The sequence below is a fragment of the Xanthomonas sp. AM6 genome (assembly GCF_025665335.1).
Lineage (GTDB): Bacteria > Pseudomonadota > Gammaproteobacteria > Xanthomonadales > Xanthomonadaceae > Xanthomonas_A.
Map to the genome: position 1 here is coordinate 40,448 of NZ_CP106869.1, position 25,889 is coordinate 66,336.

Consider the following 25,889-nt stretch of genomic DNA (forward strand, 5'->3'; position numbering starts at 1 on the left):
TTGCCGTGTCTTGCATCCTCAGCCGCTGACAGCGCACGGCGTCGCGACTGAAGTCGCTCCTACACGTGGTACCTGCGCCGAGTCTCCATGCGGGAACGCCGCTCTATGTAGGAGCGACTTCAGTCGCGACGAACGAAGACATGATCCAACAGCTGCCGCCGGCTCTTGCAATGCGAGCGTACCCATCGCAGCACCGCAAAACGGCGACGTTGCCGTGTCTTGCATCCTCAGCCGCTGACAGCGCACGGCGTCGCGACTGAAGTCGCTCCTACACGTGATGCCTGCGCTGACCCTCCATGCAGGAAACGCCGCTCCTTGTGGGAGCGACTTCAGTCGCGACGAGCGGAGCCCTCAGCCAAGCGCTGGCGGACGCTCGCAACGCGAGCGCATCACCTGCACCACGGCAACACAGGCGACCTGTGCAAGTGCCTCGCATCGATGCAGACACGCGACGGTTACCTGCGCCGGCAGCAACCGCCGCGCAGCCCGGCCGCCTACGGCGATACCGCAGACTCGCGCGTGACCCGCGCCAGCGACTCGCGCGAGATCTCCGCGATCGAGCGGGCGCCGGTCAGCGTCATCGCCACCCGCATCTCCTTCTCGATCAGCGTCAGCAGGTTCTCCACCCCGGCCTGGCCGGCGGCGGCCAGCGCATACACGAAGGCGCGGCCGAGCAGCACCGCGTCGGCGCCGAGCGCGAGCATGCGCACCACGTCCAGCCCGCTGCGAATGCCGGAATCGGCCAGGATCTTCAATTCGCCCTTCACCGCGTCGGCGATCGCCGGCAGCGCGCGCGCGCTGGACAGCACGCCGTCGAGCTGGCGCCCGCCATGGTTGGAGACCACGATGCCGTCGGCGCCGAAGCGCACCGCGTCGCGCGCGTCGTCCGGGTCGAGGATGCCCTTGATGACCATCGGCCCGTTCCAGAACTCGCGGATCCACTCCAGGTCCTTCCACGCGATCGACGGGTCGAAGTTGGCGCCGAGCCAGCCGATGTAGTCGCCCAGCCCGGTCGGGCTGCCGCGGTAGGCGGAGATGTTGCCCAGGTCGTGCGGGCGCCCGAGCAGGCCCACGTCCCAGGCCCAGCGCGGGTGGGTGACGGCCTGCAGCATGCGCCGCAGCCCCGCCTTCGGCCCGCTCATGCCCGAGTGCGCGTCGCGGTAGCGCGCGCCGGGCGTGGGCATGTCCACGGTGAACACCAGCGTGGTCACGCCGGCGGCCCTGGCCCGCTCCAGCGCGTTGCGCATGAAGCCGCGGTCCTTGAGCACATACAGCTGGAACCACATCGGCCGGTCGATCGCCGGCGCCACTTCCTCGATCGGGCACACCGACACCGTGGACAGGGTGAACGGCACGCCCTTGGCCGCCGCCGCGCGCGCGGCCTGCACCTCGCCGCGGCGCGCGTACATGCCGGTCAGGCCGACCGGGGCCAGCGCCAGCGGCAGCGCCAGGCGCTCGCCGAACAGTTCGGTCGCCAGGCTCAGGTCGGCCATGTTGCGCAGCACCCGCTGGCGCAGCGCGATGTCGGCCAGGTCGGCGACGTTGCGCCGCAAGGTGTGCTCGGCGTAGGCGCCGCCGTCGATGTAGTGGAACAGGAACGGCGGCAGCCGCGCCTGGGCGGCGGCGCGGTAGTCGGAGGCGGCGGAAATGATCATCGGTGCGGTCGTCAGGGAGAGGAGGGGAGGCGCGAAGCGCGCGCGCGGCGCGCCTCGTCCTCGTCGAGGCTGCGCAGGGCGGTGTGGACGAAGGCCAGGTGCGCATGCGCCGCGTCGCGCGCGCGGTCCGGATCGCCGGCCAGGATCGCGTCGTGCAGCGCGCGGTGCTGCGCCAGCAGCGGCGCGAAGGTGCGCGGCGACCGGAACAGGGTCTGCCGGCTCTGCGAGATGTTGGTCTGCAGCAGGTCGAACAGGCCGCGCATCACCTGCAGCAGCACGCGGTTGTGCGCGGCCTCGGCGATGGCCAGGTGGAAATCGGCGTCGGCGCGCGCCTCGGCGGCCGCATCGCCCTGCGCATGCGCCTGCAGCATCGCCTCGAACGCGGCGGCGATGCGCGCGCGGTCGGCGTCGGTGGCGCGCAGCGCGGCATGCCAGGCGGTGGCGCCTTCCAGCGCATGGCGGGTCTCCAGCACGTCGAAGCGGTACTCCGGGTCGCCCTGCAGCAGCGGCAGGAACGGCTGCAACGGCGCCACCACCCGTTCCTCGGGCGTGTGCGGCCGCTGCACGTAGGTGCCGCCGCCGGCGCGGGCGCGCAGCAGCCCCTGGCTGGCGAGCTGGGCGATCGCCTCGCGCAGCGCGGTGCGCGACACGCCCAGCTCCAGCGCCAGCGTGCGCTCGGCCGGCAGGCGCGCGTCCGCCTGCAGCCCGCGCTGCACGATCAGCGCGCGCAACTGCGCGGCGACGCGGTCGCTGAGGCGGCCGCCGCCGGAAGGGGATGCGGCAGCAATGGGTTGATCGCGGCGTGCCGTTGGCCGGGCAGGCCTGGTCGCTGATAAATCGGTCATACCAATCTCGTCGGATCGGGCCATTCCAGCGCGCATTAAGCGCGCCCCGCTGCGCCGGGTCAATTAAGGCTGGGGTCTACGTCCAAGTATTGGTCATACCAATCGAACGCCCGTATCCCGCCATGATCGCGGCCGGCACCAACACCAGCCCCAACAGGGCCAGCTCGGCGGAGACGAAGCGATACAGCGTGGCCGCCTGCGCCGCCGGCGGCACGAACCCAGGCTGCACGCGTGGCTGGCGGCGCCAGCCGAGCAGCCGCAATGTCGGCAGCAGCGACACCAGCCCGATCGCCGCGAACACGCCCAGCTTGGCCCAGAACCGGGGGCGTGCAGGTAGCAGCCTGGCCCTTGAGCCGTAGCGCACGCGCAGGCCGCCGACGATCAGGACCCGCAGCGCAGGCGCCTCGCATGCAGCCGCGCGCCATGCGTGCGCCGTGCGGTGGCTCGCGCAGCAGCGTCCACGCGACCACCAGCGCGGCGGTCAGCAGCAGCAAGGCCAGGTGGTGATGCGGCGCGGCCAGCAGCAGGTCGAGCGCAGGCATCGGTCCCGCCTCACCAGACGAACGGCAGCAGCCGCCAGCTGTGCGCGGCGTAGTCGGGGTACTCCTCGGGGAAGGCGTTGGTCAGCATGGCCTCCTCGACCCGGATGCGGCGCAGGAACGCCCAGGTCACCGGCAGCACGATCGCCAGCAGCGACAGCACGTCGCCCAGCCCGATCGCCAGTCCGTAGAACGAGAGCAGCACGCCGGTGTAGGAGGGGTGGCGCAGGTAGCGGTACGGACCGCGGCGGATCAGCCGGTGGCCTTCCTGGATGGTCACGTCCACGGTGAACCAGCGCGCCAGCACCCGGATCGCCCACCGCCGCAGCGCCAGCCCGGTCGCCAGCAACGCGCAACCCGTCCAGCGCGCCGGTTCCTGCAGCGCAGGCGCATAGCGCCACAGGCCGAGGACGGACAGCAGCACCGCGACCGCCAGCGCCGCGTACAGCACCCGCCACAGCATCTTCAGCGTGCCCTGGTCGCGCGCGCCGCCGTCGGCCGCGCGCCGGCGGTGGCTGAGCACGATCTCGTACAAGCCCCAGCACGCACCCAGCAGCATGAACAGCAGGTCGGGATGTCGCAGGGTCAGGTGCATCGTCGTTTCCTCGTGGAGAACAGGGTCGGTGTACGCCATTGCGCTGCAAACCGGGTGAACGCCCGCCAGCGATGGCACGGTGCCAGTGTGGCCGCCCGGTCGCGCGCCGCCAGCGGCCGCTGGTCATCGATCCGACCTGCCGGAAGTCACTTTCTGCGCCGGCCCCATTGCCGGCGCCGCGCCGCGCGGTCAGCATCCCCGGCATGAACCGCGTCCTGCACGATCTGATCGAACCCAAGCGCCTGGCCGGGCTGGTCACCGTGGCCACCGTGCTGTGGTCGTTCCATCTGCAGCCGCAGGCGCCCGCCGCCTGGCGCTGGAGCGCGGCCGGCCTGTTCGTGCTGCTGTTGCTGGGGCACCGGTTCCTGCCCGCGCCGCGCCTGCGCGATGCCGCGCTGTGGCTGCAAGCGGCCGTGGCGCTGGCGCTGGTGTGGCTGGAACCGGACGTCGGCACCGCGCCGGTGCTGCTGGTGGTGGTGCTGGCGCAGGTGGCCTTGCTGTGGGAGCCGCGCCGGGTGCTGGCGCTGGCGGTGCTGGCCAACCTGGGCACGTTCCTGGCGCTGTCCCCGCTCGGGTTCAAGCGCGCGCTGCTGACCACCCTGATCTACGCCGGCTTCCACGCCTTCGCCGCGCTGACCGCGCACTACGCGCGCACCACCGAGATCGCCCGCGAAGCGCTGGCCCGGGTCAACGCCGACCTGCTCGCCACCCGCGCGCTGCTGGCCGACAGCGCGCGCGACGCCGAACGCCTGCGCCTGGCGCGCGAGCTGCACGACGTGGCCGGGCACACCCTGACCGCGCTGCGGATCAACCTGCGCCTGCTGCTGGCCGATCCGCAACTGGCCCGGCGCGAGGAACTCGGCGTGGCCGAACGCCTGTCCGGCGAGCTGCTGGCCGACATCCGCAACGTGGTGCAGTCGCTGCGCGACGACCGCGGCCTGGACCTGGAAACCGCGCTGCGCGCGCTGGCCGCGCCGTTCCCGCGGCCGCAGCTGCGGCTGCAGATCGCGCCGGACGTGCGCATCACCGATCCGCAACTGGCCGAGACCCTGCTGCGGCTGGTGCAGGAAGCGCTGACCAACGCCGCGCGGCATGCCGACGCCGGCGAGGTGTGCGTGCGCCTGCATCACGAGGATGGGCAATTGCGCATGGACATCGAGGACGACGGCCGCCGCGCCGAACGCATCCGCGAAGGCAACGGCATCGCCGGCATGCGCGAGCGCCTGGCCGCGCTGCGCGGCGGCCTGGAGCTGGGGCGCACGCCGCTGGGCGGCATGCAGCTGACCGCGAGGCTGCCGTTGTGAGCGCCTTGCGCATCGCCCTGGCCGACGACCAGATCCTGGTGCGCGCCGGCCTGCGCGCGCTGCTGCAGACCCAGGACATCGCCGTGGCCTGCGAGGCCGACGACGGCCAGGCGCTGCTGGACGCGCTGGCGGCCACGCCGGTGGATGTGGTGCTCAGCGACATCCGCATGCCCGGCATGGACGGCATCCAGGCGCTGCAACAGCTGCGCGCGCGCGGCGACCGCACCCCCGTGCTGCTGCTGACCACCTTCGACGATGCCGACCTGCTGCTGCGCGCCACCGACGCCGGCGCGCAGGGCTTCCTGCTCAAGGACGCCGCGCCGGAGGACCTGCGCGAGGCGATCGTGCGCGTGGCCGCCGGCGAGACCCTGCTGCAGCCGGTCAGCACCGACCCGGTCCGCGCGCGCTACCGCTACCGCGACGAGGATGCGCCGCGCGACACCTTCAACGAACGCGAAGTGGCGATCCTGCGCCTGCTCGCCGGCGGCTACTCGAACAAGGAAATCGCGCGCAGCCTGTTCCTGGCCGAGGGCACGGTGAAGAACTACGTCTCCACCATCCTGGACAAGCTCGGCACCCGCGACCGCACCCGCGCGGTGCTCAAGGCGATCACGCTGCGGATCATCTGAGCGGGTAGATGCAGCACCTGTGTCGCCGGACCAGCAGCAGAAGCAGTCGCGACTGAAGTCGCTCCCACAAGGGGCAGCGCCCACCGTCGGAATACCGTAGCGTTGGGCTTGAGTGTGGGAGCGACTTCAGTCGCGACGCGCAGACCCGCAACGGCTGCAGCCAAAAGCGCCATCTCCGGAACACGCTCCATCCAACAGCCGCACCAGTCCAGCGCCAGCCTCACGGCCCGCACCAAGCCAGCCGCCGCGGCAGAGCGACTCCATACCATGCCGTCTGCAACCCCGGCCCTTCTGCACGCGCGCCGCAGACATTAAGATGCCGCGGGGCATCTTGCCGAGAGGACACCACGTTGATCATCCACCCGAAAGTTCGCGGTTTCATCTGCACCACCACGCATCCGCTCGGTTGCGAGCGCAACGTGCTCGAGCAGATCGAGGCCACGCGCGCGCGCGGCGTGCGCCGCGACGGCCCGAAGAAAGTGCTGGTGATCGGCGCCTCCAGCGGCTACGGCCTGGCCTCGCGCATCACCGCCGCGTTCGGCTTCGGCGCCGACACGCTCGGCGTGTTCTTCGAAAAGCCCGGCAGCGACAAGAAGGCCGGCACCGCCGGCTGGTACAACTCCGCCGCGTTCGACAAGTTCGCCAAGGCGCAGGGCCTGTACAGCAAGTCGATCAACGGCGATGCGTTCTCCGACGAGGCGCGCGCCAAGGTGATCGAGCTGATCAAGACCGAGATGGGCGGCCAGGTCGACCTGGTGGTGTATTCGCTGGCCTCGCCGGTGCGCAAGCTGCCCGGCAGCGGCGAAGTGAAGCGCTCGGCGCTCAAGCCGATCGGCCAGACCTACACCGCCACCGCAATCGACACCAACAAGGACGCGATCATCGAGGCCTCGATCGAGCCGGCCACCGAGCAGGAGATCGAGGACACCGTCACCGTGATGGGCGGCCAGGACTGGGAACTGTGGATCGACGCGCTGGAAGGCGCCGGCGTGCTCGCGCCGGGTGCGCGCACCGTGGCCTTCAGCTACATCGGCACCGAGATCACCTGGCCGATCTACTGGCACGGCGCGCTGGGCAAGGCCAAGGTGGACCTGGACCAGACCGCGCAGCGCCTGCACGCGCGCCTGCAGCGCAGCGGCGGCAGCGCCAACGTGGCGGTGCTCAAGTCGGTGGTGACCCAGGCCAGCGCGGCGATCCCGGTGATGCCGCTGTACATCTCCATGGTCTACAAGATCATGAAGGAGAAGGGCCTGCACGAAGGCACCATCGACCAGCTCGACCGCCTGTTCCGCGAGCGCCTGTACCGCGAAGACGGCCAGCCGGCGGCCACCGACGAGCAGAACCGGCTGCGCCTGGACGACTGGGAACTGCGCGACGACGTGCAGGACGCCTGCAAGGCGCTGTGGCCGCAGGTCACCACCGAGAACCTGTTCCAGCTCACCGACTACGCCGGCTACAAGCACGAGTTCCTCAAGCTGTTCGGCTTCGAGCGCCAGGACGTGGACTACGACGCCGACGTGAATCCGGACGTGAAGTTCGATTGCATCGAGCTGTAGGGGCCGGGATTGGGGATTGGGGATTCGGGATTGGAAAAACGGCCGGCAGTGATGCCGGCCGTTTTTCTTTGAGCTCGGTGCGTCGCGACTGAAGTTGCTCCCACAGGGGCGACCTGCGCTCTTTGTGGGAGCGACTTCAGTCGCGACGCAGGAAACCAAGGCCGCCGCTGCGCCGAGCATTGCAGGAAGGTCCGCACCACTCCCCAATGGAAGCCGTCCGGCGGCTGAAGCGTGGTGCTGCTCGCGGCTGAAGCCGCTTCTGCAAAAGGCGGGGATTCGGGATTCGGGATTCGCGGTGGCGTCGATGCCGCGCTTTCCGTGCGCGTCCCGGCATCGCGACCGCTTCGTTTTCCTGTCGCGGCTGAAGCCGCTCCTACAGGGAGCGCGCGCGGTTTTTTTGTAGGAGCGGCTTCAGTCGCGACAGGAGAAACGAAACGCCGGCAACGCCTAACCACGCGCAACAACGCCGCAACCAACGCTCCTCCCACTCCCAATCCCAATCCCCAATCCCAGCCCCTCACCGCTTCACATCGAACCGCGAAGCCCCCACGCAGGCCTGCACCTCCGCCTCGCCCAGCGGGTGGAAATCGCCCGGCACCGAATGCTTCAGGCAGCCGGCGGCCAGGCCGAAGCGGATCGTGGCGGTGTCGTCCCAGCCCTGGTTCAGGCCGTGCAGCACACCCGCGGCGAACGCGTCGCCGCCGCCGATGCGGTCGACGATGCCGGTGAGTTCCTCGGCCGGGGCCTGCGCCACGCTGCCGTCGCGGCGCAGCAGCATCGCGCCCAGGCTGTGGTGGTCCACGCTGTGCGCCACGCGCTGGGTGCAGGCCATCGCCTGCAGGTGCGGGAAGGCGGCAAAGGCGTCGCGCGCGCCGGCCTGCACCCGCGCCTGCGCGCTGTCCTGCGGGTACTGGTGGCCCAGCACCACGCCCAGGTCGCGGTAGTCGGCGAACAGCACGTCGGCCTGCGCCAGCAGCTGGCGCAGGATGCCCGGCGCGTCGCCGTTCCAGGCCTCCCACAGCTTGGGCCGGTAGTTGCCGTCGAACGACACGCGCACGCCGAGGTCGCGCGCGCTGCGCGCCGCCGCCAGCGCCGCCGCCGCGCCGCGTTCGCCCAGGGCCGGGGTCACCCCGGACAGGTGCAGCCACTGCGCGCCGCGCAGCAGCGCCGGCCAGTCGTAGGCGTCCGCCGCGGCCAGCGCGAAGGCCGAGCCGGCGCGGTCGTAGGTGACTTCGCTGGGGCGGTGCCCGGCGCCGGTGGTCAGGAAGTACAGGCCCATGCGCCCGGGCACGAAGCGCACGCCGCGGGTGTCCACGCCGTGCCGGCGCAGTTCGCCGGCGGTCGCCTCGCCCAGCGGGTTGTCCGGCAGCACGCTGACCATCGCCACGTCGTGGCCGAAATGCGCCAGCGACACGCCGACGTTGGCCTCGGCACCGCCCACGTGCACCTGCAACAGCGGCGATTGCAGCAGGCGCTCGTGGCCGGGGGCGCCCAGGCGCAGCAGCAGCTCGCCGAAGCAGACGAAGCGGGAAGCGGTCATGGCAATCAGATCCTTGGCGGCGGAAGGCGCCAAGCATGCCGGGGAAAACCGGCGGCGGCCAGGTATCGTGACCAGCGGTGTCATTTTCCGTGGCGGCAAATCGGGCCCGAGCCTTGCGGCGATGCCGTTCGCGCGATCGCGCCGGCAAAAAGCCCCGCAAATCCAGGCCGTTTTCTGCTGCGCTGCAAGATGCTGCGATGTTTCGCAACTGTTAACGTCGGTTTTGACCAGCGGTGTCATCCGCGGCAAAACCGAACACAACGCAGTTCATGGACCCTTGGGAGGGGAGACATGCAATCTCGTACCGAACGCCGGAAGACACCGGTTACCTTGCTCGCGCTTTCGATCGGCCTGGCCCTGCAGGCCGGGGTGCTGCAGGCGCAGGAGGCTCCGGCACAGGACGTCGCGCCTGCCGCCGCGTCTTCCGGCCAGGCCACCGAACTGGACACCATCACCGTCACCGGCTACCGCGCCAGCGTGGAGAAGGCGATGGACCTCAAGCGCGGCGAGACCGGGATGGTCGATGCCATCGTCGCCGAGGACATCGCCGACTTCCCCGACCTCAACCTGGCCGAATCACTGCAGCGCATCCCCGGCGTGGTCATCACCCGCGATGCCGGCGAAGGCCGCAACATCTCGGTGCGCGGCCTGGGCCCGGACTTCACCCGGGTGCGGGTCAACGGCATGGAAGCGCTGACCACGGTCGGCGGCTCGGACCAGTCTGGCGGCTCCAACCGCAGCCGCGGCTTCGACTTCAACGTGTTCGCCTCGGACCTGTTCACCCAGCTGGTGGTGCGCAAGACCGCCTCGGCCGACGTCGAGGAAGGCTCGCTCGGCGCGACCGTGGACCTGAAGACCGCGCGCCCGTTCGACTACGACGGCTTCACCCTGGCCCTCAACGGCCAGGCCGGCTACAACGACATGTCCAACAAGGCCGATCCGCGCCTGGCCGGGCTGATCGCCAACACCTGGGCCGACGGCACCTTCGGCGCGCTGCTGTCGGTGGCGTACTCGGAGCGGCAGATCCTGGAAGAAGGCAGCAACAGCGGGCGCTGGGCCAACGGCCCCAGCAACGGCAACTTCAGTGCCGCCTCGCCGTTCGCCGCCGCGCGCAGCGCCGATGTGTTCCACCCGCGCTTCCCGCGCTACACGCTGATGGAACACGAGCAGAAGCGCACCGGCGTGACCGGCTCGCTGCAGTGGAAGCCGGGCAAGGGCACCCAGTTCTCGCTGGACGGCCTGTACTCCAAGATCGACGCCAAGCGCACCGAGAAGTACATCGAGGCGATCTCCTTCAGCCGCGGCGCCTCGCAGGGCGGCAAGCCGCAGACCATCGTGCGCGACGGCTATATCGACCCGAACACCGGCGCGCTGCTGTACGGGCAGTTCGACGACGTGGACATCCGCTCCGAGCAGCGCTACGACGAGTGGAATACCGTGTTCAAGCAGCTCACCCTCAACGGCGAGCACAAGTTCAGCGACGTCTTCAAGATCGACGGCCAGATCGGCACCTCCAGTTCCAAGCACGAGAACCCGATCCAGACCACGATCATCATGGACAAGCTCAACGTCGACGGCTACAGCTACGACTACCGCGGCAACAGCCGCTCGCCGGTGTTCAACTATGGTGTCGATCCCACCGACGGCAGCGGCTGGACCCTGGCGGAAATCCGCCTGCGTCCGCAGTACGTGGAAAACACCTTCGACACCGGCAGCCTGAACTTCGAGTGGACCCTGGGCCCGGGCTTCAGCCTGCGCGGCGGCGTGCTGGCCAAGGACTACACCTTCAAGACCCGCGAGCTGCGCCGCGCTTCGGAAGTGTCGGTGCCGACCTTCGCCGGCGGCACCCGCATCGTGCCGGTCGGCATGACCGAGCTGGCCAGCCTCGGCGGCATCAGCGGCAACCCGGGCACCTGGGTGGTTCCGGATCTCGACGCCGTGGCCGACGCGCTGGACATCTACAGCGGTACCGGCACCTTCGCCCTGGCCGAGCGCGCGGTGAACACCCGCAGCGTCGAGGAGAAGGACCGCGGCGCGTGGCTGATGGGCCAGTTCGGCTTCGACATCGGCTCGATCCCGGTCAGCGGCAACCTCGGCGTGCGCTACGTCAAGACCAAGCAGGAATCCACCGGCTACGCCACGGTCGGCAGCGCGCTGGTGCAGACCACGGTCAACCGCGAGTACAGCGACACGCTGCCCTCGCTGAACCTGGTCGCCGAGATCTCGCCGGACTTCCTGGTGCGCTTCGGCGCGGCCAAGGTGATGTCGCGTCCCGGCCTGGGCAGCCTGACCCCGGGCGTCACCGTCAACGTCTCCGGCGGCGCGCGTACCGTCAGCGGCGGCAACCCGGACCTGGAGCCGATCCGCGCCAAGACCGCCGACCTGGGCTTCGAGTGGTACTTCCAGGACGGTGCGATGCTGGGCGCGGCGGTGTTCTACAAGGACATCGAGAGCTTCGTGCAGACCACCCGCGTGACCCAGCCGTACTCGGCCAGCGGCCTGCCCGCCAGCCTGCTCGACGGCACCGGCGCCGGCGTCAACGACGACTTCGTGTTCTCCGTGCCGCTCAACACCCCCGGCGGCGACCTGAAGGGCGTCGAGCTCAACTACACCCGGCCCTTCAGCTTCCTGCCGGGCAAGTGGAGCAACTTCGGCGTGCAGCTGAACTACACCTACGTCGATTCGAAGATCCAGTACCTGACCGCGACCGGCGCGGCCTCGCTGGAAACCGACCTGACCGGCCTGTCGAAGAACTCGTACAACGGCACCCTGTTCTACCAGGGCGAGCAGCTGAGCGCGCGCGTGTCCTACACCCACCGCGACGACTACCTGACCCAGGTGCCGGCCACCGAAACCGGCTTCGACGTGCACGGCATGACCGCGGTCAACACGGTGGACGCCTCGATCAGCTGGAAGATCGACGACCACCTGGAGCTGAGCCTGGAAGGCATCAACCTGACCAACGAACCGTCCGACGAATGGGTCGGCTCCTCCTCGCAGCTGCCGTTGCAGTACAGCGAGACCGGCCGCCAGTACCTGCTCGGCGTGCGCTACAAGTTCTGACGTCCGCGCCCACCGGTGCCGCGCCCGCGCGCGGCACCGGCAACGCCCCGCTGCCTGCATACTCGCTGCCTCGGGGGTAGGGAGGATCGCCCTGCGGCGGCATGCGCACGGCGATCGCAAAGGAGCGACATGAAACAGGCAACCCGCCGCAGCGCCACCCGCGCTGCCGCCCGCGCGATCGGCGCCATGACCCCATTGTGGGAGCGACTTCGGTCGCGACGCGCCTTGCCGACAACGCCCGCCGTCGCCCCCTGTAGGAGCGGCTTCAGCCGCGACAGACACCTTCCCTCTGGCGAAATCGCACCGCCTGCGCGATGCCCCGCGCCGACCGCTCCACGCCAACCACCCCCCAACACCGCCAACCGCATCCTGGCCCACTGCCTGGCCATGCTGGCCTGCCTGGCACTCCCTGCCTTCGCCGCCCCTGCCCCCGCCACCCCCGAACTCCTGTTCCGCGTCTCCGCCGACAAAGGCTTCGACGCCGACATCGCCCAGGGCGACGCCACACCCAACTTCCGCGACAAGGTCGCCCTGGTCCCCACCGGCGTAAAGGGCAACGCGATCGAATGGGCCGACGACGGCGTGCTCGCCTGGAACGCCCCCGGCAACCTCTACACCCAGCGCGGCACGCTGTCCTTCTTCTGGCGCGCGCGCTACCCCGTCGGCGAAGCCCCGTTCGTGATCTTCCGCGTCGGCTACGCCGACCACAGCAGCTGGGACATGGCCTGGCTGCGCATCGACTGGAACGGCCACGGCTTCGACGCCTTCGTCACCGACGCCAACCTGGCGCGCACCCGCGTGTCGTTCACCCTCGACAAGATCCCCGCGGCCAGCGCCTGGACCCACCTCGCCTTCGCCTGGGACGAGACCCGTGGCGTGCGCCTGTACGTGGATGGCAAGGAAGCCGCGCGCGCCGATTGCGCGCAGGTCTGCGCCGGCGGCGGTTCGCTCGACTTCGATGCCGCGCTGGACCAGCTCGGCCTGGCCGGGCGGGTGATGGCGCCGCACCAGGTGCAGAGCCGCTACAACTTCCTGCGTGGCAGCGATTTCGACGAGATCCGCATCTACGACCGCATGCTCGATGCCGCCGGCGCCGCGGCCCTGGCCCGCCAGCAGGAACCGCGCACTGCTGAACCGCCGCGCGCCGACGCAGTACGCAACGCCTGGCTGCACCGTTTCGGCTGGGACCACGGCCCCGCCCCGCCCGCGCTGGACGCACCGTCCACCCGCATCCGCAAGGTCGAGTTCGCCGACGCCAAGGACCTCAAGCAGTGGATGTGGAAGGCCACCGACGGCATCGCCGAGACCACCTGGCCCGGCGTCTACAACCGCTCGCGCCTGCCCGGCCGCGACGACTACTTCCAGCTGCCGGACTGGAATGTCTACGTCGAAGGCGGCAAGGCGCTGGACCTCACGTTGCCCGACGAACCGTTCAACCGCATCGAACTGCGCGGCGCCGCCTACGGCCAGGCCAGCTACGCCGCAGCTGATGAAACACCCGCGCCGCTGTTCCAGCGCAGCCAGGGCACCGTGCGCAGCGTCGACCAGTTCGAGCGCCGCCGCGGCGGCCACCTGCGCTTCGCCAACACCGCGCAGGAAACCCCGATCCAGGAAATCTGGGCCTACGACGTGAGCGCCGGCGCACCGCCGTCCGACCCCAGCGCCACGCTCAGCTACACCGTGCGCAGCGACATCGCGCCGGACTACGCCAACCTCGCCGCGCTGCGCGGCTACATCGCCGGCCGCTACCCGCAGGCCGAACGCAGCACCGTGGTCGCGCTACCGAGCAAGGCGCCGGCGCGCAAGCGTAGTGCCGAAAAATCCGCCGCGCCGCCGCTGCCGATCGTGCACGTGCTGATCCCCTCCAGCCTCGGCGACGCCCCGCCGGACCAACCGCTGATGCGCAGCTGGTCCTACGGCTGGGAGAACATGCACGACGGCCTGGACGGCATCGCCATCGACCTGCCGGCGCTGGACCTGCCGGCCACCCATGACGGCCTGATCCCGCTCAACCTCCGCATCAAGGACCCGATCTGGCCGGCGCGCGACATGCTCGACGTGTCGGTGTCGGTCAAGCCCGGCCAGGCGCGCACGCTGTGGCTGGACCTGCGCGACCGCATCCTCACCAACGACAGCCTGATGCTCAGCATCGCCTCCGCCGCGCCCGGCTTCGATGCGCGCGCGCTGGACGGCGCGCAACTGCGCCTGCTGTTCAAGCCGCGCGCCCAAGCCAAGGCCGAACACATCGCCGACCGCTTCAACCAGGTCAAGGACAACTGGGGCTTCCTGGTCGAGGAACACACCACCTCCAAGCGCCAGCTGCTCTACAAGCGTCTGGATGCCGATATCGGCGACCTGCTGCGCGTGGACCCGGACAACGCGCTCGGCCGCGAATACTGGAACGATATCAGCTACGGCAACCAGGGCGCGCTGCCGGTGGACCTGTCCACCCCGCCCAAGGGCGTGCCGGCCTGGGCGTTCTGGCAACTGGAAGACCTCAAGGCCACGCGCCGCTACATCAACTGGTGGATCGACCAGCGGCAGGTGGCCTACGGCGATTTCGGCGGCGGCATCTCCGACGATTCCGACCTCACCCAGCAATGGCCGGGCGTGGCGCTGATGGGCGTGGACCCGGACAAGCTCAACGCCTCGCTGACCGCGCTGTCCGACGCCAACTACCGCAACGGCATGTTCACCGACGGCCTGTCCACCATCGAGACCGACGAACTGCATGCCTACGAAGAAGGCATCAACATCAACAGCGCCATGCTCTACCTCAACTGGGGCGACCCGCTGACGGTGGAACGCCTGATGCGCACGGTGAAGGCCTTCGACACCATCATCCAGGTCAACCCGCAAGGCCACCTGCTGTTCGCCAGCAACTGGTTCGGCGGGCGCAAGGTCTACCGCGAGCCGAACTGGCAGTGGCAGAAACCGTACTCGTTCCCGGTGCTGCACCCGGCCATGCTGCTCGGCGGCTACAACGCCGACCCCAACAGCCGCCGCATCGTCACCGGCCTGGCCGACGGCTATCTCGCCCACGCGTACACGAATGCCAAGGGCCAATGGGCGCTGCCCAACGAGATCAACTGGACCACCGGCAAGACCCGGGGCGGCGAACTGTTCGAAGGCAGCGGCGGCGCCGATACCCTGCACACCTTCTGGGCCGCGTACCGCTGGACCGGCGAGGCGCGCTATCTCAAGCCCATCGACTACCGCGTCGCCAACGCCGGCCCGGCCGGCCTGTCGTTGCTCAACGAGAATTTCCTGGACCTGCTCGGCAAGCGCGACAGCTGGGGCGCCGACCTGGCCAAGGCAGCTGCCAAACCGGATGCCGTCCCCGACTTCGCCCACCACGCCGCCTGGGAAGCCACCGGCGACACCGCCTGGCTGGATGCCCTGTACCGCACCGAGACCCGCGACAAACTGCAGAGCTTCTACATGAACACCGAAGGCCATTGGTGGAGCGACCGCGTCGAATCGCCCACCGTGAACCTGCAGCGCGCCCGCCTGGGCGGCGTTGCGCTCAAGCGCAACCAGACCTACCCCGGCCACACCGTCAGCTGGCGCTTCGCCGACCCCGAAGGCGCCGTGCAGGTGGCCCTGCTGCTGCCCAAGCCGCGCCAGGACCGCTTCACCGTCATCGGCTACAACACCGGCGGCAAGCTGCAGCGGGCGCAGATGACCGGGTGGAACGTCGCCGCCGGGCAATGGCGCCTGCGCTCGGGCCTCGATCGCGATGGCGACGGGCGCATCGACGGCAAGCCCGCCACGCGCGAGTTCGCCTTCGAGAAGAGCGGGGCGGTGGACGTGGAATTTCCGGCCGGCAAGACGGTGGTGATGGAGTTCGAACTGGTCGCGCCTGCGGCGGTGCCGGTGGAGCAGCGGCCGGATTTGGGGATTGGGCGCGGCGATGTGCGGGTGAGCGCCGATGCCATCGAGGTCACCGTGCACAGCCTGGGTCATGCGGATGCGCCGGCGGGATTCGTGGTACTGGAAGACGCGCGTGGCCGGGAATTGGCGCGGGGGGCGTTTCCTACGTTGGGGGCGCCGCGGGATTTGGAGCCGAGGATCGCGAACGTGCGGTTGGCGTTGTCGGATGGTAGTGGCGGCAAAGGCGCACGCCTGCGGATCGTTACCGATGGCGAAGTGGACGAGGTAACGAAGCGCAATAACGCGATGGATTTGCACTAATTAAGCAGGCAATAAATCAGTGGTAACCACTCTGATAATGGAGGAACGTTAGCCAGGAAGCGGTTCCTAGACAGAATCCACATTTGTCTCCCCGCGCCGCGTTGCGTCGTGCTACAACGGGTCGTCAATTCGGGGGGGAAGGGACATCCATGGACTTTGTTGACCAGCTGCGCCTGCTTGCGGCGCGCATCGTTAGTACGCGCGCGATGATTCAGACCGAAGAGGCCACCAAGAACGCAATGGTGATGCCTCTGATCCAGATCCTGGGATACAACGTCTTCGATCCGCTCGAAGTCACCCCAGAAATCGTGGCCGATATCGGCACCAAGAAAGGCGAGAAGGTCGACTACGCCATCTTGCGCGACGGTAAGCCGATCATCCTGTTCGAATGCAAGAAGGCAGGCGGCGACCTAAGCATCAACCATGCGGGACAGCTCTTTCGCTACTTCCACGTAACTGAGGCGCGCTTTGGCGTGCTCACGAATGGATTGCTCTATCGGTTCTTCACCGATCTGGAGCAGCCCAACAAGATGGACGAAAAGCCATTCTTCGAGTTCAACATCCTCGACTTCAAGGAACGCGATGTCGAAGAGCTCAAGAAGTTTGCGAAGACCGCATTCGACTTGGATGCAATACTCAATACGGCAAACGAACTGAAGTACACGCGCGCCATTCAGACACGCTTAGCCGAATGGATGGCACAGCCATCCGAAGACTTCGTCCGGCTCGTGTCGTCCGATCTCATCGGTGCACGTAGGTTCACCCCGGCGGTGCGGGACCAATTCACGTTAATTACTCGCCGTGCCTTCGACCAACTTGTGGGCGAGAAGATCAATGAGCGACTGAAGGGTGCGATGTCGCCGGAACCCCTATCGGTTCCAGATCTGGCCCAAGTATCGGCACCCACCGCCGTAGAGCCGCCGACGCAACCGGCCGTGACAGAGCCACCATCGATAACGACTCAGGAAGAAGTCGACGGCTTCCACATAGTGCGCGCAATCGTGCGGGACCTAGTCAGTACCAAGCGTGTCGTCATGAGAGACGCGATGAGCTATTGCGCGATCCTTCTCGATGACAATAACAGAAAGCCGATTTGCCGGCTACGCTTCAATAATTTGGAAAAGCTAAAGATTGGGTTGTTTAATCAGAACAAGGAAGAAGAGATCGTCAGCATCGAATCGTCGGACGACATTTACAACCATTCCGAGCGAATAAGAGTAGTTATATCTTCATATTTGCCAAGCAACTAATCCTAAATCAGCGAGGTGATGGAGATGCTATTATTCCTTGCCATGCCGCGTTTAGGTAGCTTATTGATGTTTTTATATAAATAGTGGGTCATAAGTGGCAATCAAAAAGATACATCCTCCTAAACCTCCTAAACCGCCGGACAGATTGCAAAATATGCAAACTTTGCGGCCACTCGGCAAGACCAAGTGGGTCCGCGCACATTGGCGTTGGGACTACTCCGCACATAATTGGGAGTGGGTACTTGGTCATTGGAGCAAGTAAGGATCGTGCGCAATAGCTATCACATAGCAGGTTTAGACGCAGTCGAGCTAGCGGTCAAAGATCGTTTTCCGGTCAAAAAGAGGCCAGAGAAAAATACCCACTTGAAATGGATATTTCCTCTGATCCATTTATTGTCCATCAAAAAGTAGGGAGATATTTCATGGTAGATCAAAGCGTTTCCGTTTCCGGTCCAGTCAAAGTTGTCTCCGATTCGCCACAACGAGTTGCTCTGGAACTTGCAGACAAAATTAACAAGTATGTGGATGTCAATACGGCACGCTCAACAGAGTATTGGCTCACCCTATACTCTCAATGCCTTAAGGCAGCTAACGGATGGGATGTCGAACAAATTCTCAAACAACGTCAACTCTAAAATCCATTCAAGCCGCACCTGCTTCGCGGGTCGACTTAATTCCGGTTTAGGTCACGGAGAACAAAGGTGCAAGACATTACAGAGTGGTTTCCAGACTTTAAGGTTTCCGCTGAGACAGACGATGAACTTATGGACTATTTCCTCAAGACTCCAACTGTTGAGAGGATCGTTCGCGAAAATAGATGGATGATTATCGGGCGCAAAGGGACAGGAAAGACGGCCGTATATGAGTATTTCCGAAAGTCTCCGCCCAGCGCAATCGGTGGATATTCGTCGGTTGCACTGAGCTTTAGAGACTATCCGTGGCCAATCCATCGCCTTTATCGAGAAGCGATGGAATCGGAAATTTCTTCATATCAGAAGAGTTGGCGCTACATTGTCCTAACGAAGGTGCTGTCTACACTTATCTCTGATTCGGAACGTAAAGGAAAGCTTCCGAAAGATCTAGCAAATGCAAAAAAACTAATGAACAAGCTGTATGGGAATCCCGATCCAACCTTGCTTGAGATTATCAAATCAAAGATCTATCGGATTAAAAAAATAGATCTTCCGGGCGCAGAGACAACGCTTGTATCGGGGCAACTGGGTGGGCTTGAGTTTGAGGATGTTGCAGAAAATGAACAGCTGCAACGAGCTCTGCGTAGCAATGCATTTCAGTTGCTCGAATATTTCGAGTCAACTCTTAAGCGCTATATCAGTGGCAACCGCTATATGATAATAATTGACCAGCTTGATGAGAACTGGTTAGAGTCAGAGATTGCAGAATACTCAAAAGCGATTGTGAACCTTCTTCTCGCAGCCCAAAGTATTAACAACAATCCAGACTATCGGAACAATCTGCGTATCGTTGTATTTCTTAGAAGGGATATTTACGAAACGCTCAAGTTCAATGACAAGAATAAGATCTATCAGGATGGTGCATTAGAGATAAAATGGGCACACGATGATTTGGACGAGATGATCTCTGAAAGAATTCGGAGACGAGCTCCGGCTGAGTTGAAACTAGATCATACATTACGCTCTGCCGCAATCTTCGAAAACAAGACAGTCCGGCATGGTGCTACTCCACTAAAGCATATATTGCGCAGATCCTTCTATCGACCACGTGACGTGATCGTTTACTTAAATAAGCTTCGTGAAGCTCATGATTCAAGCACAAAGTCAATATATAAATCATCCGATCTTTATAAGGCTGAGGCTGCAGTTTCCAATTCAATGTATGACGAGCTCATCGATGAATGGGCTGCCCAAATCCCTCAATTCACGGGATATCTAGAGGCGCTGCAAAATATCGGTTTCGAAATATTTACTTTTGATCAATATTTTGAATCGATTAGGTCAATTTTCTCAACGGCGACGAAGACAAATACCCAGGAAATTTTGCGGTTCTTGTTCGAAAACTCAATTGTTGGCCAAAAAGCATCTGTCAATTGGGAGTATGCATGCACCAATCCCAATATCCAGATCGACTTCTCGAAGCCTTTCCATGTTAACAATGGACTCAAGTCTCGTCTAGTGCTCACTGAGAACCGCGAAAGGCGCAAGAAGACAACTAAGTCTGTCACCAAGGCTTCTTCAGGTCGCAAACGAACAAGGCCTATTAAGTAATTAGTTTTTTAACAAATTTCAAGGCGGATCCATACTGCGCATTTTACTAGGTGATAGCTCAGATTGATGGACTGTTGAGAGAAATTAGATTGGCAAGGGGCGGGGATGAACATAAATCTCCCCGATCCTTCAATAAATGGATATAAAAAATAAATTCATCTTCTGGACCTGATTCCTAAAGTTGGATACAACATGCACGCTGCGATCTTCGTCTCCACCGCCCTGATTATCTTGCTCGCCCCAGCATCGGCATTCGCACATCCGGGCGGTCTGAATGCCGAAGGTTGCCATAACAACCGGAAGACCGGCGATTACCACTGCCACCATGGTGGTGGCGCTTCTGGCTCTCGCATCTCTGCCCCTCAGCAGAGCTTCGTCGCTCCCGCTTCGAGTGGTGGGCGTCCTCGTTCTTTTGCCAATTGCTCCGAAGCCCGGGCCGCGGGCGCCGCTCCCGTTCGCCGTGGTGATCCAGGTTACGATTCCAAGCTGGACCGCGACAATGATGGTGTTGGGTGCGAGTGACATCCAGAGGCTTGAGAAAAACAGCCTGTCCAAGCTGATTTGCTTCGCTGTGGGGCTTAACTTGCATATTGAGGCGAGAAGAGGCCTGTGATAGCAGGTTCAAGCGTACTTTTAATTTTTTGATTTCACTACCTCCATAGTTGACATTCGAATCAACCAGTAGCAATCTTCTTCCCAAGGAGCGTAGAAACTCCTCTAAGAGCGGTACCCACCTCCGAAAAACTGGTGGGTTTTTTGTGCCTGTTTCTCAGGTACAAGCCGACGCGATGTCTACGTCGGGAGGGCGGCTAATACAACACCCTTCGGGGAAATACGCCCGCCGTCTCTTAGCGGTTTCTAACCTCCCGACATCCCGTCGCCGGTCGGTGGCGGGCTTCTGGCCGTCAAGGAGGGCTTCGCCATGCGTCAACCGTCATCCCGTCCCACCACCGCGCGCAAGCGTGCATCGCGCCGGCCGCCGCACTGCCCGAAATGGCGTGTCGTGGAGCCGACGCTTATCCCCATGCTGACACCCGAACAAGTCGCCGCCGCCAACGCCGCCGATCTCGCCCGCCAGCAACGCGCCCCGCGCCGCACGCGCCCACCGCAGCACTGCACCGTCGGCTGCGGCCACTACGCCAACGGCAAGCGCATGCCCGCCGTGCACCTGTCCGGCCGCTGGCTGGAAGAACTGGGCTTCGCCATCGGCCAGACCCTGCACGTGCGCGTGCGCGACGGCGAGCTGGTGGTGAGCCTGGCCACCGAGGAATGAATCGGTGACGCGCATCGGCCGCATACACATATGCGGCCCGTATGCAGACAACCGAGCTCCTGACGGCCGCCTGTCCGAAGATCTCGTCATGTCGCGCCTGCTGGAGCGAACACGTTGCTTGTAACGGCGAGGAACCTCAGTGCCTCGGGCTGATTGACGTCAGCCAGCGACTCGGCGAGGATCGCGTTAGCCCTTACGGTACTTTTCATGAATATTCACGGATACAGCAATCAAGGACTACCGATTGAGAAGATTCGGCCGGAAGAGCTCGCCGAGATAACTCTTGTCGCAAGCCCAACGGAGTTGCGGAAAATCGCCGCTTTTCTCATATCTGCAGCAGATAACATGGAACGGATGGGTAGCAGCTACAGCCATGAACATCTGGCCGACAAGCAGCCTGGCTTTGAAAGCTCACCGCATTTTGTAGTATTCAATCCGATAGTCGCCTGATAAAGAGCAAATGGGCCAGAGTGCACTTCCATGTCTGCCTGGGGCACTATAGAAGTGTACTCTGACCCCAACTGCTCGGCCCCATTTACTAACAATGAAGATCCTAACGTTCTGTGCCGTCTCGCTCTTGGCTTACTTAACCACCGTGTCATTAGCCGCATGTGCGCCGTCCGAATATCGAAAACTTGCTGCCGCGTGTCGCGACGTAAAGGAAGGCATGACGGAGGCCCAGGTTTTGACTGCCATGGGTAACTCCGAATCTCGCGGCGAGCCTCCCGCTCGTCCCGGCGAACTCTGGCTGCGCTACCACGAAGGTGGTGATCTAGCGCCGATAATTGTTATATTGACCAAGTCACGAAACAAGTACGTTGTTGCTAATGTTTCCTGTCCATAAAGAGCATCTTGGCAGTGAGCGGATGCTCCCATCGAGCGGAAAGGCATAAGAACGGGGCAGAGTCACTCAAGAAAACGGGGTCGGGTTCACTTAATAGCCAACCCGACCGCGTTTCCAGGTCTACCCACGGCGGTTCTCTCAAGTCACAAGTTACGCTGATAAGGAATATTTGTGGTGAGGCACAATTCAACTACGAGCATCACCATCACGCCCCGGCACTTCTGGAAAAATGTCTTCGGGCTCGTGCTATTCGGCTCTCTACTAATGTATTCCTGCTACAAGCTTGCAACGTCCCATGAGCCCGCTGTCTCGGTGCTGGCGGGAATATGCGCCTTCAGCCTAATGCTGACATGTATCAGAGTAACACGCAGGCTGTTCTTGATTCGGCGTATTCTGGCGGCCGGCGGTACGTGGAATCCGTAACTATTAGCGGAGCTTGAAGATGAGGACAACTTCAAAACTGCTATTGGCTGCACTATTGATTTCCCTTTTGCCGTGGTAGCGCAAACGCAGGGCGTGAAGGCGGACAGCATCGAAACTGAGTCTTACGCGAAAAGCGCAATGGTTTCGAGCCAAGAAGCGGCAAGGCGGATCAACCTACAGCAAGGCTCGCAAGAGCAGGTTGCCGATCTAGTTGAGAGAGAAAATTGGGGTCAGAGCGAAATTTTCTCTGTACCGGTCATCCTAGAAAGTGCACTTTGGCTCAGATTCCTTACTCCGGCGGTGAGGCGAGGTCTATTTGGACACTTCGTCCTTTTAGTTGCAAACGCGCTACGGCGCGACGGCCTTGACGTCATACACGACCACGCGCTGCCACAGGTGCTCGCAATCGGCGACGAACTGCTTGTGAATGGGATGGACCTGATAGGCGTTCTGTCCGGCGACATCGTCGAAGAACAGGATTTCCGAGGCGCTGTAGCTGCCATCGACGACGCCGCGCTGTTCGGTATCCGCCGGCACGCCGATGTGGATGCCGCGCACGGTGTCGATGCCGGCCAACGTTCGCAAACCGGCCAGCAGTTTGGCAAGATCCTCCTTGGAATCCGGATTCTTCAGCCAGAAGAACACGTGGTGCACGACCGGCGGGAACGCTGCCTTGTTGGGGGGCGTGGACGTGGCTGCGTGGGAGCCGGTGGCCACCACGCCGGCCGCCAACGCGGTGGCGGCAACGATGAGATCTCGGCGCGTGCGATCGGTCATGATCCAGGCCCTTCCGTTCATGGTCTGCGGGCCTGCGAGTATAGGACGGCAAGAGCGCGGTCAGGTTCACTTGAGAGGAAGTTACCCTGACCCCGCTTTTCTGCGTCTATCCTTGATGGCCCACAGTCACTGGTCGAGGATCGGTCCAATCAATCGCCCATGAGCACCTTCCAATTCCAACCGCGCTGGAAGGAAGAGCTGGTCTGCACTGGGGCGGGTGGCGCGTTCGTGCTGGACTTCCCGATGGGCGTGCCGACCGTGTACGCGCCCACCGAGCACGCCTGGGCGCAGAGCGCGCCGGCGTGGGCGCAAGCGCTGTGGCCGGTGTTCAAGGCCGAGCTGGAGGCCTGGTGCCAGGCGCATGACGTGCAGTTCTTCCTGGACGGAACGGCGAAGTGCTACTGAACGGCGGCCGGAAGCGCCGAAACCGTACCCGATGGTGGTGGAACCGAAGCGCCCGAGACGTATGGCAAGGGCAATGTGTGGGTGTTCGCGGACCTCGTCGCGCAAAGCGTGGGGCTTTGAAGCAAAAGCAGCTGCGCGGCGCCACCAGGCGGATCCCCATGGGCCGATTGACGGCAGTCAACGACTCGGCGAGGATCGTTCTACGCGGCGTTGGGTGGTCCAATAGCTATCAGGCCTTCTATGGTTACAAGACCGGTAATTGATAGTGAGATCTTGGCGGCATGGGCAGCATCAGCCCCTGCGCACAAGCGTCGATGGCAGATCGCGAGATCACTGCTCGCTATCTTGGTGCTAGCAGTTGCATTTCCATTGGTACTTCCGGGTATCCACGTAGGTAGGTACCTGCCTTTCGCGCTCCCGGTACTGGGAATCGCCATCCTGAGCACATCGCTGTTCGTTCACAGTTGCCGGAGGTGCCCGAAGTGTGGAGAGGTCCCCAACGGTTCAACGTTACGCGTGGTTCCCATGCCTGTGGATTTCTGCATGCACTGCAACCATTGGCTGATCTCGCCTACAGGACGCTAAGCAGGTAGCAAATGGGTTCGGAGTGCACTGGCGCCGCCTGCAGGAGCCCCTGCGTTGTGGACGTATCGCCCTCGATCGCATGAAGCCAATCTCCCTGATGTGCTTCGTCGCGATCGCGTCGGGTTGCCATGGCGCCGGGCCTGCACAAGACAAAGACGGGCAGGACCAAGACCGCGCGATCCGGTTGTCAGGATCCGATTGCCCCCAGGGCATCGGTCCCACCCAGAGTGTTCGCCTCGAAGAGCTGGTGGCGAACGCCCGGACCTACGAGGGCCATAGCGTCTCGGTCACCGGTTACTACAACCACGGTTTCGAGCATTCCGCCCTCTACGCGTCTCCCGGTAGAGATCAATTTGCCCGGACGCCCGCTGAGGGCATCTGGATAAACGGCATCTCTCCCTTTTCGGACGGCAATGGGCAGCACGTCGGCGTCACAGGAAGCTTCTCGGCGGTCTCCAAAGGACACCTGTCGAAATGGTCCGGCTCGATCTGCGTCACCACTGTGGCGCTCCTTGAGCGCGATGCGCCATAGGACTCAGCGAGCATCCACCGCGGCGCGTGGTCGCCCTGTAGTAGGCTCTGCCGACACTGCGAAAAGCCGCGTCCACTATCAGGCCTCAACGCCGCGCTGCCGCCGCGCGCCGATAGACGCCGTTGAAGGTGACGTTGGCGCCGCCGCACTCCTGGTTGTCCGCAACCACCAGCAGGTCGCCGAGCAGGTGCAGGCGGACCTTGCACTCGTCCTCGCTGACCTCGACCCGGTTGCCTTCCGGATAGCCGCGCGGTGACGGCGCCGATGTTCGGGCCGCCGGGCCTCTGCTCCGGATCCGGATTGGCGCTGGGCCAATAGGCATCGCCGTTGACGGTGACGCTGCCGTCGCCATTGGCGGTCAGCTGCAGCTGGTTGTCGCCATCGTGCCAGCGGCCGTTCCAGGCCTGCGGGGTGGGTGCGGCTGCGCTCGGCAACGGCTGCACGCTTTCCTGCGCGACCCAGCCGGCGCTGCCACCTACCTTGTTGGGGTAGAACGCGCAGGCGAATCCGCCGCGCCGCTGCGCCAGGACCACCACATCGCCCTTGACCACATAGGCGCGCCGCCGGCAGGCGACCTCGCCCCTGCCCGGGCAACCGTCGCTGTCGTCGAGCAGGTACAACCGCGGCACCGCGACCTTGGCGAGCGCGAACCCGGCCGGACTGTTGGCGAACAGGCCATTGCGGCAGGTGGCCGCATCCTCGTCGCCCGGCGCGGCATGCGCCAACGACGATACCGCCAGCAGGCCAAGCAGCCAGGCTCTGTGCATCTCGATCACTCCATGGGTGGTTCGGTATTGTGGGCCAAAGGCGGTGAACTATCATGGTGGCAGCCGAAGCGATTCGGTGCCGCCGCCGCCGCGCCGGTACACTCTCCGGGCCGGTCGCTGTCGTCGAGGATGCGAGCGATCACGGGGCGCGGCCTTGGGTCGCCGAATCACGCATTCGAACCGGAGCCAGGTCCATGAGCACCTCCCAGCCCATCCACGCCCTCACCGTGATCTACGCCAGGAACATCGAACGGGTCGCCGGCTTCTACAGGAACACGCTCTCGCTCGCGCTTGTGGACCAGGGCGACGCATTCGTGGTGCTGGGAAACCCCCATTACGAGATCGCGGTGGTCCGCATGGCCGGCGACAGGGCACGCGCTCCCGAGTCCGCGGCCCTTCATGTCAGGACCGAGGCGCCGCTCAAGGGTTCCTTCCTGGTGGAGAGCCTGGAACATGCCCGGTCCGCCGCGGAGGCGTCGGGCGGCGCCTTCAAGCCGATCGCGTTGGCGTGGCGTTGGCGCGATCAGCTTCACCTGGATGGGCACGATCCGGAAGGCAACGTCGTGCAGGTGCGTGCCCGCGCGACCTGACAGTTTGACAAGCGATGCCGTTGCGCAGCGACCGGGGCACCATCCGGCAACGGGTTCATTCCAGGCCTAAGACCCCGTACCGTTGTTGCAACGGCCCGGATGGCACGCAGATGACAGGCCACCAGCCGCTTCCATCGAAGGCTTCGTCGCATGTCAACCGGGGTTCCGCCGACGCAGCTACGAATCATGAATCGGGCAAGGCCCCATGTCTCTGTGAAGGCGGTAGCTATGCGTGGAGCCAAAGTGATGTAGCGAGGAGTGCCTGCAAAAGCAGTTGGAG

The 25,889-nt window shown here is 64.4% G+C and carries 20 protein-coding genes and 1 pseudogene; 14 read left to right on the forward strand and 7 right to left on the reverse strand.

The features are described 5' to 3' along the window. Positions 1–494: 494 nt before the first annotated feature. The 4 genes from lldD to OCJ37_RS00210 all read right to left on the reverse strand — a co-directional run bounded on the left by lldD (position 495) and on the right by OCJ37_RS00210 (position 3,634). Complete coding sequence (lldD, locus tag OCJ37_RS00195; RefSeq protein ID WP_263111639.1) at positions 495–1,655, reverse strand: FMN-dependent L-lactate dehydrogenase LldD; 1,161 nt, start codon at positions 1,653–1,655, stop codon at positions 495–497. Between the two features lie 11 nt (positions 1,656–1,666). After that, complete coding sequence (gene lldR, locus OCJ37_RS00200; protein ID WP_263111640.1) at positions 1,667–2,500, reverse strand: transcriptional regulator LldR; 834 nt, start codon at positions 2,498–2,500, stop codon at positions 1,667–1,669. A 76-nt stretch (positions 2,501–2,576) separates the two neighbouring features. Then, positions 2,577–2,864, reverse strand: coding sequence for a DUF2214 family protein (locus OCJ37_RS00205; RefSeq protein WP_263111641.1), 288 nt, complete (start codon positions 2,862–2,864; stop codon positions 2,577–2,579). Positions 2,865–3,052: 188 nt separating this feature from the next. Continuing rightward, on the reverse strand, positions 3,053–3,634 hold the full coding sequence (locus tag OCJ37_RS00210; RefSeq protein WP_263113761.1) for a methyltransferase family protein: 582 nt from the start codon (positions 3,632–3,634) through the stop codon (positions 3,053–3,055). 203 nt (positions 3,635–3,837) lie between these two features. On the opposite strand from OCJ37_RS00210, the gene OCJ37_RS00215 reads away from it, so the two are divergent. From OCJ37_RS00215 to fabV, 3 genes are all read left to right on the forward strand, one after another. After that, the gene (locus tag OCJ37_RS00215; protein WP_263111642.1) at positions 3,838–4,938 is read left to right on the forward strand and encodes a sensor histidine kinase; all 1,101 of its coding nucleotides are present in this window, start codon (positions 3,838–3,840) and stop codon (positions 4,936–4,938) included. Continuing rightward, complete coding sequence (locus tag OCJ37_RS00220; protein ID WP_263111644.1) at positions 4,935–5,567, forward strand: response regulator transcription factor; 633 nt, start codon at positions 4,935–4,937, stop codon at positions 5,565–5,567. The genes OCJ37_RS00215 and OCJ37_RS00220 overlap by 4 nt, the downstream gene beginning before the upstream one ends. 350 nt (positions 5,568–5,917) lie before the next feature. Next, positions 5,918–7,123 carry an enoyl-ACP reductase FabV gene (fabV, locus tag OCJ37_RS00225; RefSeq protein WP_263111645.1) on the forward strand — a complete coding sequence of 402 codons (1,206 nt, stop codon included), beginning with the start codon at positions 5,918–5,920 and terminating at the stop codon, positions 7,121–7,123. 517 nt (positions 7,124–7,640) lie between these two features. On the opposite strand, the gene OCJ37_RS00230 is transcribed toward fabV, so the two are convergent. Then, a complete protein-coding gene (locus OCJ37_RS00230) occupies positions 7,641–8,663 on the reverse strand; it encodes a sugar kinase (RefSeq protein WP_263111646.1) in 1,023 nt (340 codons plus the stop codon). A gap of 291 nt (positions 8,664–8,954) precedes the next feature. Here OCJ37_RS00230 and OCJ37_RS00235 point away from each other — a divergent pair, with 291 nt between their 5' ends. The 8 genes from OCJ37_RS00235 (at position 8,955) to OCJ37_RS00270 (ending at position 21,136) form a co-directional block, all read left to right on the forward strand. After that, a complete protein-coding gene (locus OCJ37_RS00235; protein WP_263111647.1) occupies positions 8,955–11,726 on the forward strand; it encodes a TonB-dependent receptor in 2,772 nt (923 codons plus the stop codon). A gap of 387 nt (positions 11,727–12,113) precedes the next feature. Further along, a complete protein-coding gene (locus OCJ37_RS00240) occupies positions 12,114–15,920 on the forward strand; it encodes a LamG-like jellyroll fold domain-containing protein (protein ID WP_263111648.1) in 3,807 nt (1,268 codons plus the stop codon). A 149-nt stretch (positions 15,921–16,069) separates the two neighbouring features. Next, complete coding sequence (locus tag OCJ37_RS00245) at positions 16,070–17,170, forward strand: type I restriction endonuclease (RefSeq protein ID WP_263111649.1); 1,101 nt, start codon at positions 16,070–16,072, stop codon at positions 17,168–17,170. Between the two features lie 368 nt (positions 17,171–17,538). Beyond that, entirely contained in the window at positions 17,539–17,805 is a 267-nt protein-coding gene (locus OCJ37_RS00250; protein WP_263111650.1) for a hypothetical protein, read from the forward strand. A gap of 66 nt (positions 17,806–17,871) precedes the next feature. Beyond that, entirely contained in the window at positions 17,872–19,413 is a 1,542-nt protein-coding gene (locus OCJ37_RS00255) for a P-loop ATPase, Sll1717 family (protein WP_263111651.1), read from the forward strand. A gap of 192 nt (positions 19,414–19,605) precedes the next feature. Continuing rightward, positions 19,606–19,935 carry an excalibur calcium-binding domain-containing protein gene (locus OCJ37_RS20975; RefSeq protein ID WP_317633203.1) on the forward strand — a complete coding sequence of 110 codons (330 nt, stop codon included), beginning with the start codon at positions 19,606–19,608 and terminating at the stop codon, positions 19,933–19,935. Positions 19,936–20,437: 502 nt separating this feature from the next. Continuing rightward, positions 20,438–20,686 carry a SymE family type I addiction module toxin gene (locus OCJ37_RS00265; RefSeq protein WP_317633204.1) on the forward strand — a complete coding sequence of 83 codons (249 nt, stop codon included), beginning with the start codon at positions 20,438–20,440 and terminating at the stop codon, positions 20,684–20,686. A 207-nt stretch (positions 20,687–20,893) separates the two neighbouring features. Continuing rightward, entirely contained in the window at positions 20,894–21,136 is a 243-nt protein-coding gene (locus tag OCJ37_RS00270; protein ID WP_263111655.1) for an Imm32 family immunity protein, read from the forward strand. 1,165 nt (positions 21,137–22,301) lie between these two features. Here OCJ37_RS00270 and OCJ37_RS00275 read toward each other — a convergent pair. Beyond that, the gene (locus OCJ37_RS00275) at positions 22,302–22,730 is read right to left on the reverse strand and encodes a Dabb family protein (protein ID WP_263111656.1); all 429 of its coding nucleotides are present in this window, start codon (positions 22,728–22,730) and stop codon (positions 22,302–22,304) included. A gap of 159 nt (positions 22,731–22,889) precedes the next feature. On the opposite strand from OCJ37_RS00275, the gene OCJ37_RS00280 reads away from it, so the two are divergent. Both OCJ37_RS00280 and OCJ37_RS00285 read left to right on the forward strand, forming a co-directional pair. Continuing rightward, positions 22,890–23,135 (forward strand): hypothetical protein, encoded by a 246-nt coding sequence (locus tag OCJ37_RS00280; RefSeq protein ID WP_263111657.1) that lies wholly within the window; start codon positions 22,890–22,892, stop codon positions 23,133–23,135. A 664-nt stretch (positions 23,136–23,799) separates the two neighbouring features. Continuing rightward, positions 23,800–24,252: a hypothetical protein gene (locus OCJ37_RS00285; RefSeq protein WP_263111658.1), complete on the forward strand. Its 453-nt coding sequence runs from the start codon at positions 23,800–23,802 to the stop codon at positions 24,250–24,252. An 85-nt stretch (positions 24,253–24,337) separates the two neighbouring features. Here the strand turns inward: OCJ37_RS00285 and OCJ37_RS00290 are convergent. After that, positions 24,338–25,019 (reverse strand): annotated as a pseudogene (locus OCJ37_RS00290) (hypothetical protein). A 194-nt stretch (positions 25,020–25,213) separates the two neighbouring features. On the opposite strand from OCJ37_RS00290, the gene OCJ37_RS00295 reads away from it, so the two are divergent. Next, positions 25,214–25,609, forward strand: a complete 396-nt coding sequence (locus OCJ37_RS00295; RefSeq protein ID WP_263111659.1) for a VOC family protein — start codon at positions 25,214–25,216, stop codon at positions 25,607–25,609. Positions 25,610–25,889 lie beyond the last annotated feature (280 nt).

What these genes read in the sequence shown, in the direction of transcription:
- lldD (WP_263111639.1), bottom strand. Translation starts at nt 1,655, where the DNA reads ATGATCATTTCCGCCGCCTCCGACTACCGCGCCGCCGCCCAGGCGCGG.
- lldR (WP_263111640.1), bottom strand. Translation starts at nt 2,500, where the DNA reads ATGACCGATTTATCAGCGACCAGGCCTGCCCGGCCAACGGCACGCCGC.
- OCJ37_RS00210 (WP_263113761.1), bottom strand. Translation starts at nt 3,634, where the DNA reads ATGCACCTGACCCTGCGACATCCCGACCTGCTGTTCATGCTGCTGGGT.
- OCJ37_RS00215 (WP_263111642.1), top strand. Translation starts at nt 3,838, where the DNA reads ATGAACCGCGTCCTGCACGATCTGATCGAACCCAAGCGCCTGGCCGGG.
- OCJ37_RS00230 (WP_263111646.1), bottom strand. Translation starts at nt 8,663, where the DNA reads ATGACCGCTTCCCGCTTCGTCTGCTTCGGCGAGCTGCTGCTGCGCCTG.
- OCJ37_RS00235 (WP_263111647.1), top strand. Translation starts at nt 8,955, where the DNA reads ATGCAATCTCGTACCGAACGCCGGAAGACACCGGTTACCTTGCTCGCG.
- OCJ37_RS00240 (WP_263111648.1), top strand. Translation starts at nt 12,114, where the DNA reads ATGCTGGCCTGCCTGGCACTCCCTGCCTTCGCCGCCCCTGCCCCCGCC.
- OCJ37_RS00245 (WP_263111649.1), top strand. Translation starts at nt 16,070, where the DNA reads ATGGACTTTGTTGACCAGCTGCGCCTGCTTGCGGCGCGCATCGTTAGT.
- OCJ37_RS00250 (WP_263111650.1), top strand. Translation starts at nt 17,539, where the DNA reads ATGGATATTTCCTCTGATCCATTTATTGTCCATCAAAAAGTAGGGAGA.
- OCJ37_RS20975 (WP_317633203.1), top strand. Translation starts at nt 19,606, where the DNA reads ATGCACGCTGCGATCTTCGTCTCCACCGCCCTGATTATCTTGCTCGCC.
- OCJ37_RS00265 (WP_317633204.1), top strand. Translation starts at nt 20,438, where the DNA reads ATGCTGACACCCGAACAAGTCGCCGCCGCCAACGCCGCCGATCTCGCC.
- OCJ37_RS00270 (WP_263111655.1), top strand. Translation starts at nt 20,894, where the DNA reads ATGAATATTCACGGATACAGCAATCAAGGACTACCGATTGAGAAGATT.
- OCJ37_RS00275 (WP_263111656.1), bottom strand. Translation starts at nt 22,730, where the DNA reads ATGACCGATCGCACGCGCCGAGATCTCATCGTTGCCGCCACCGCGTTG.
- OCJ37_RS00280 (WP_263111657.1), top strand. Translation starts at nt 22,890, where the DNA reads ATGAGCACCTTCCAATTCCAACCGCGCTGGAAGGAAGAGCTGGTCTGC.
- OCJ37_RS00285 (WP_263111658.1), top strand. Translation starts at nt 23,800, where the DNA reads ATGAAGCCAATCTCCCTGATGTGCTTCGTCGCGATCGCGTCGGGTTGC.
- OCJ37_RS00295 (WP_263111659.1), top strand. Translation starts at nt 25,214, where the DNA reads ATGAGCACCTCCCAGCCCATCCACGCCCTCACCGTGATCTACGCCAGG.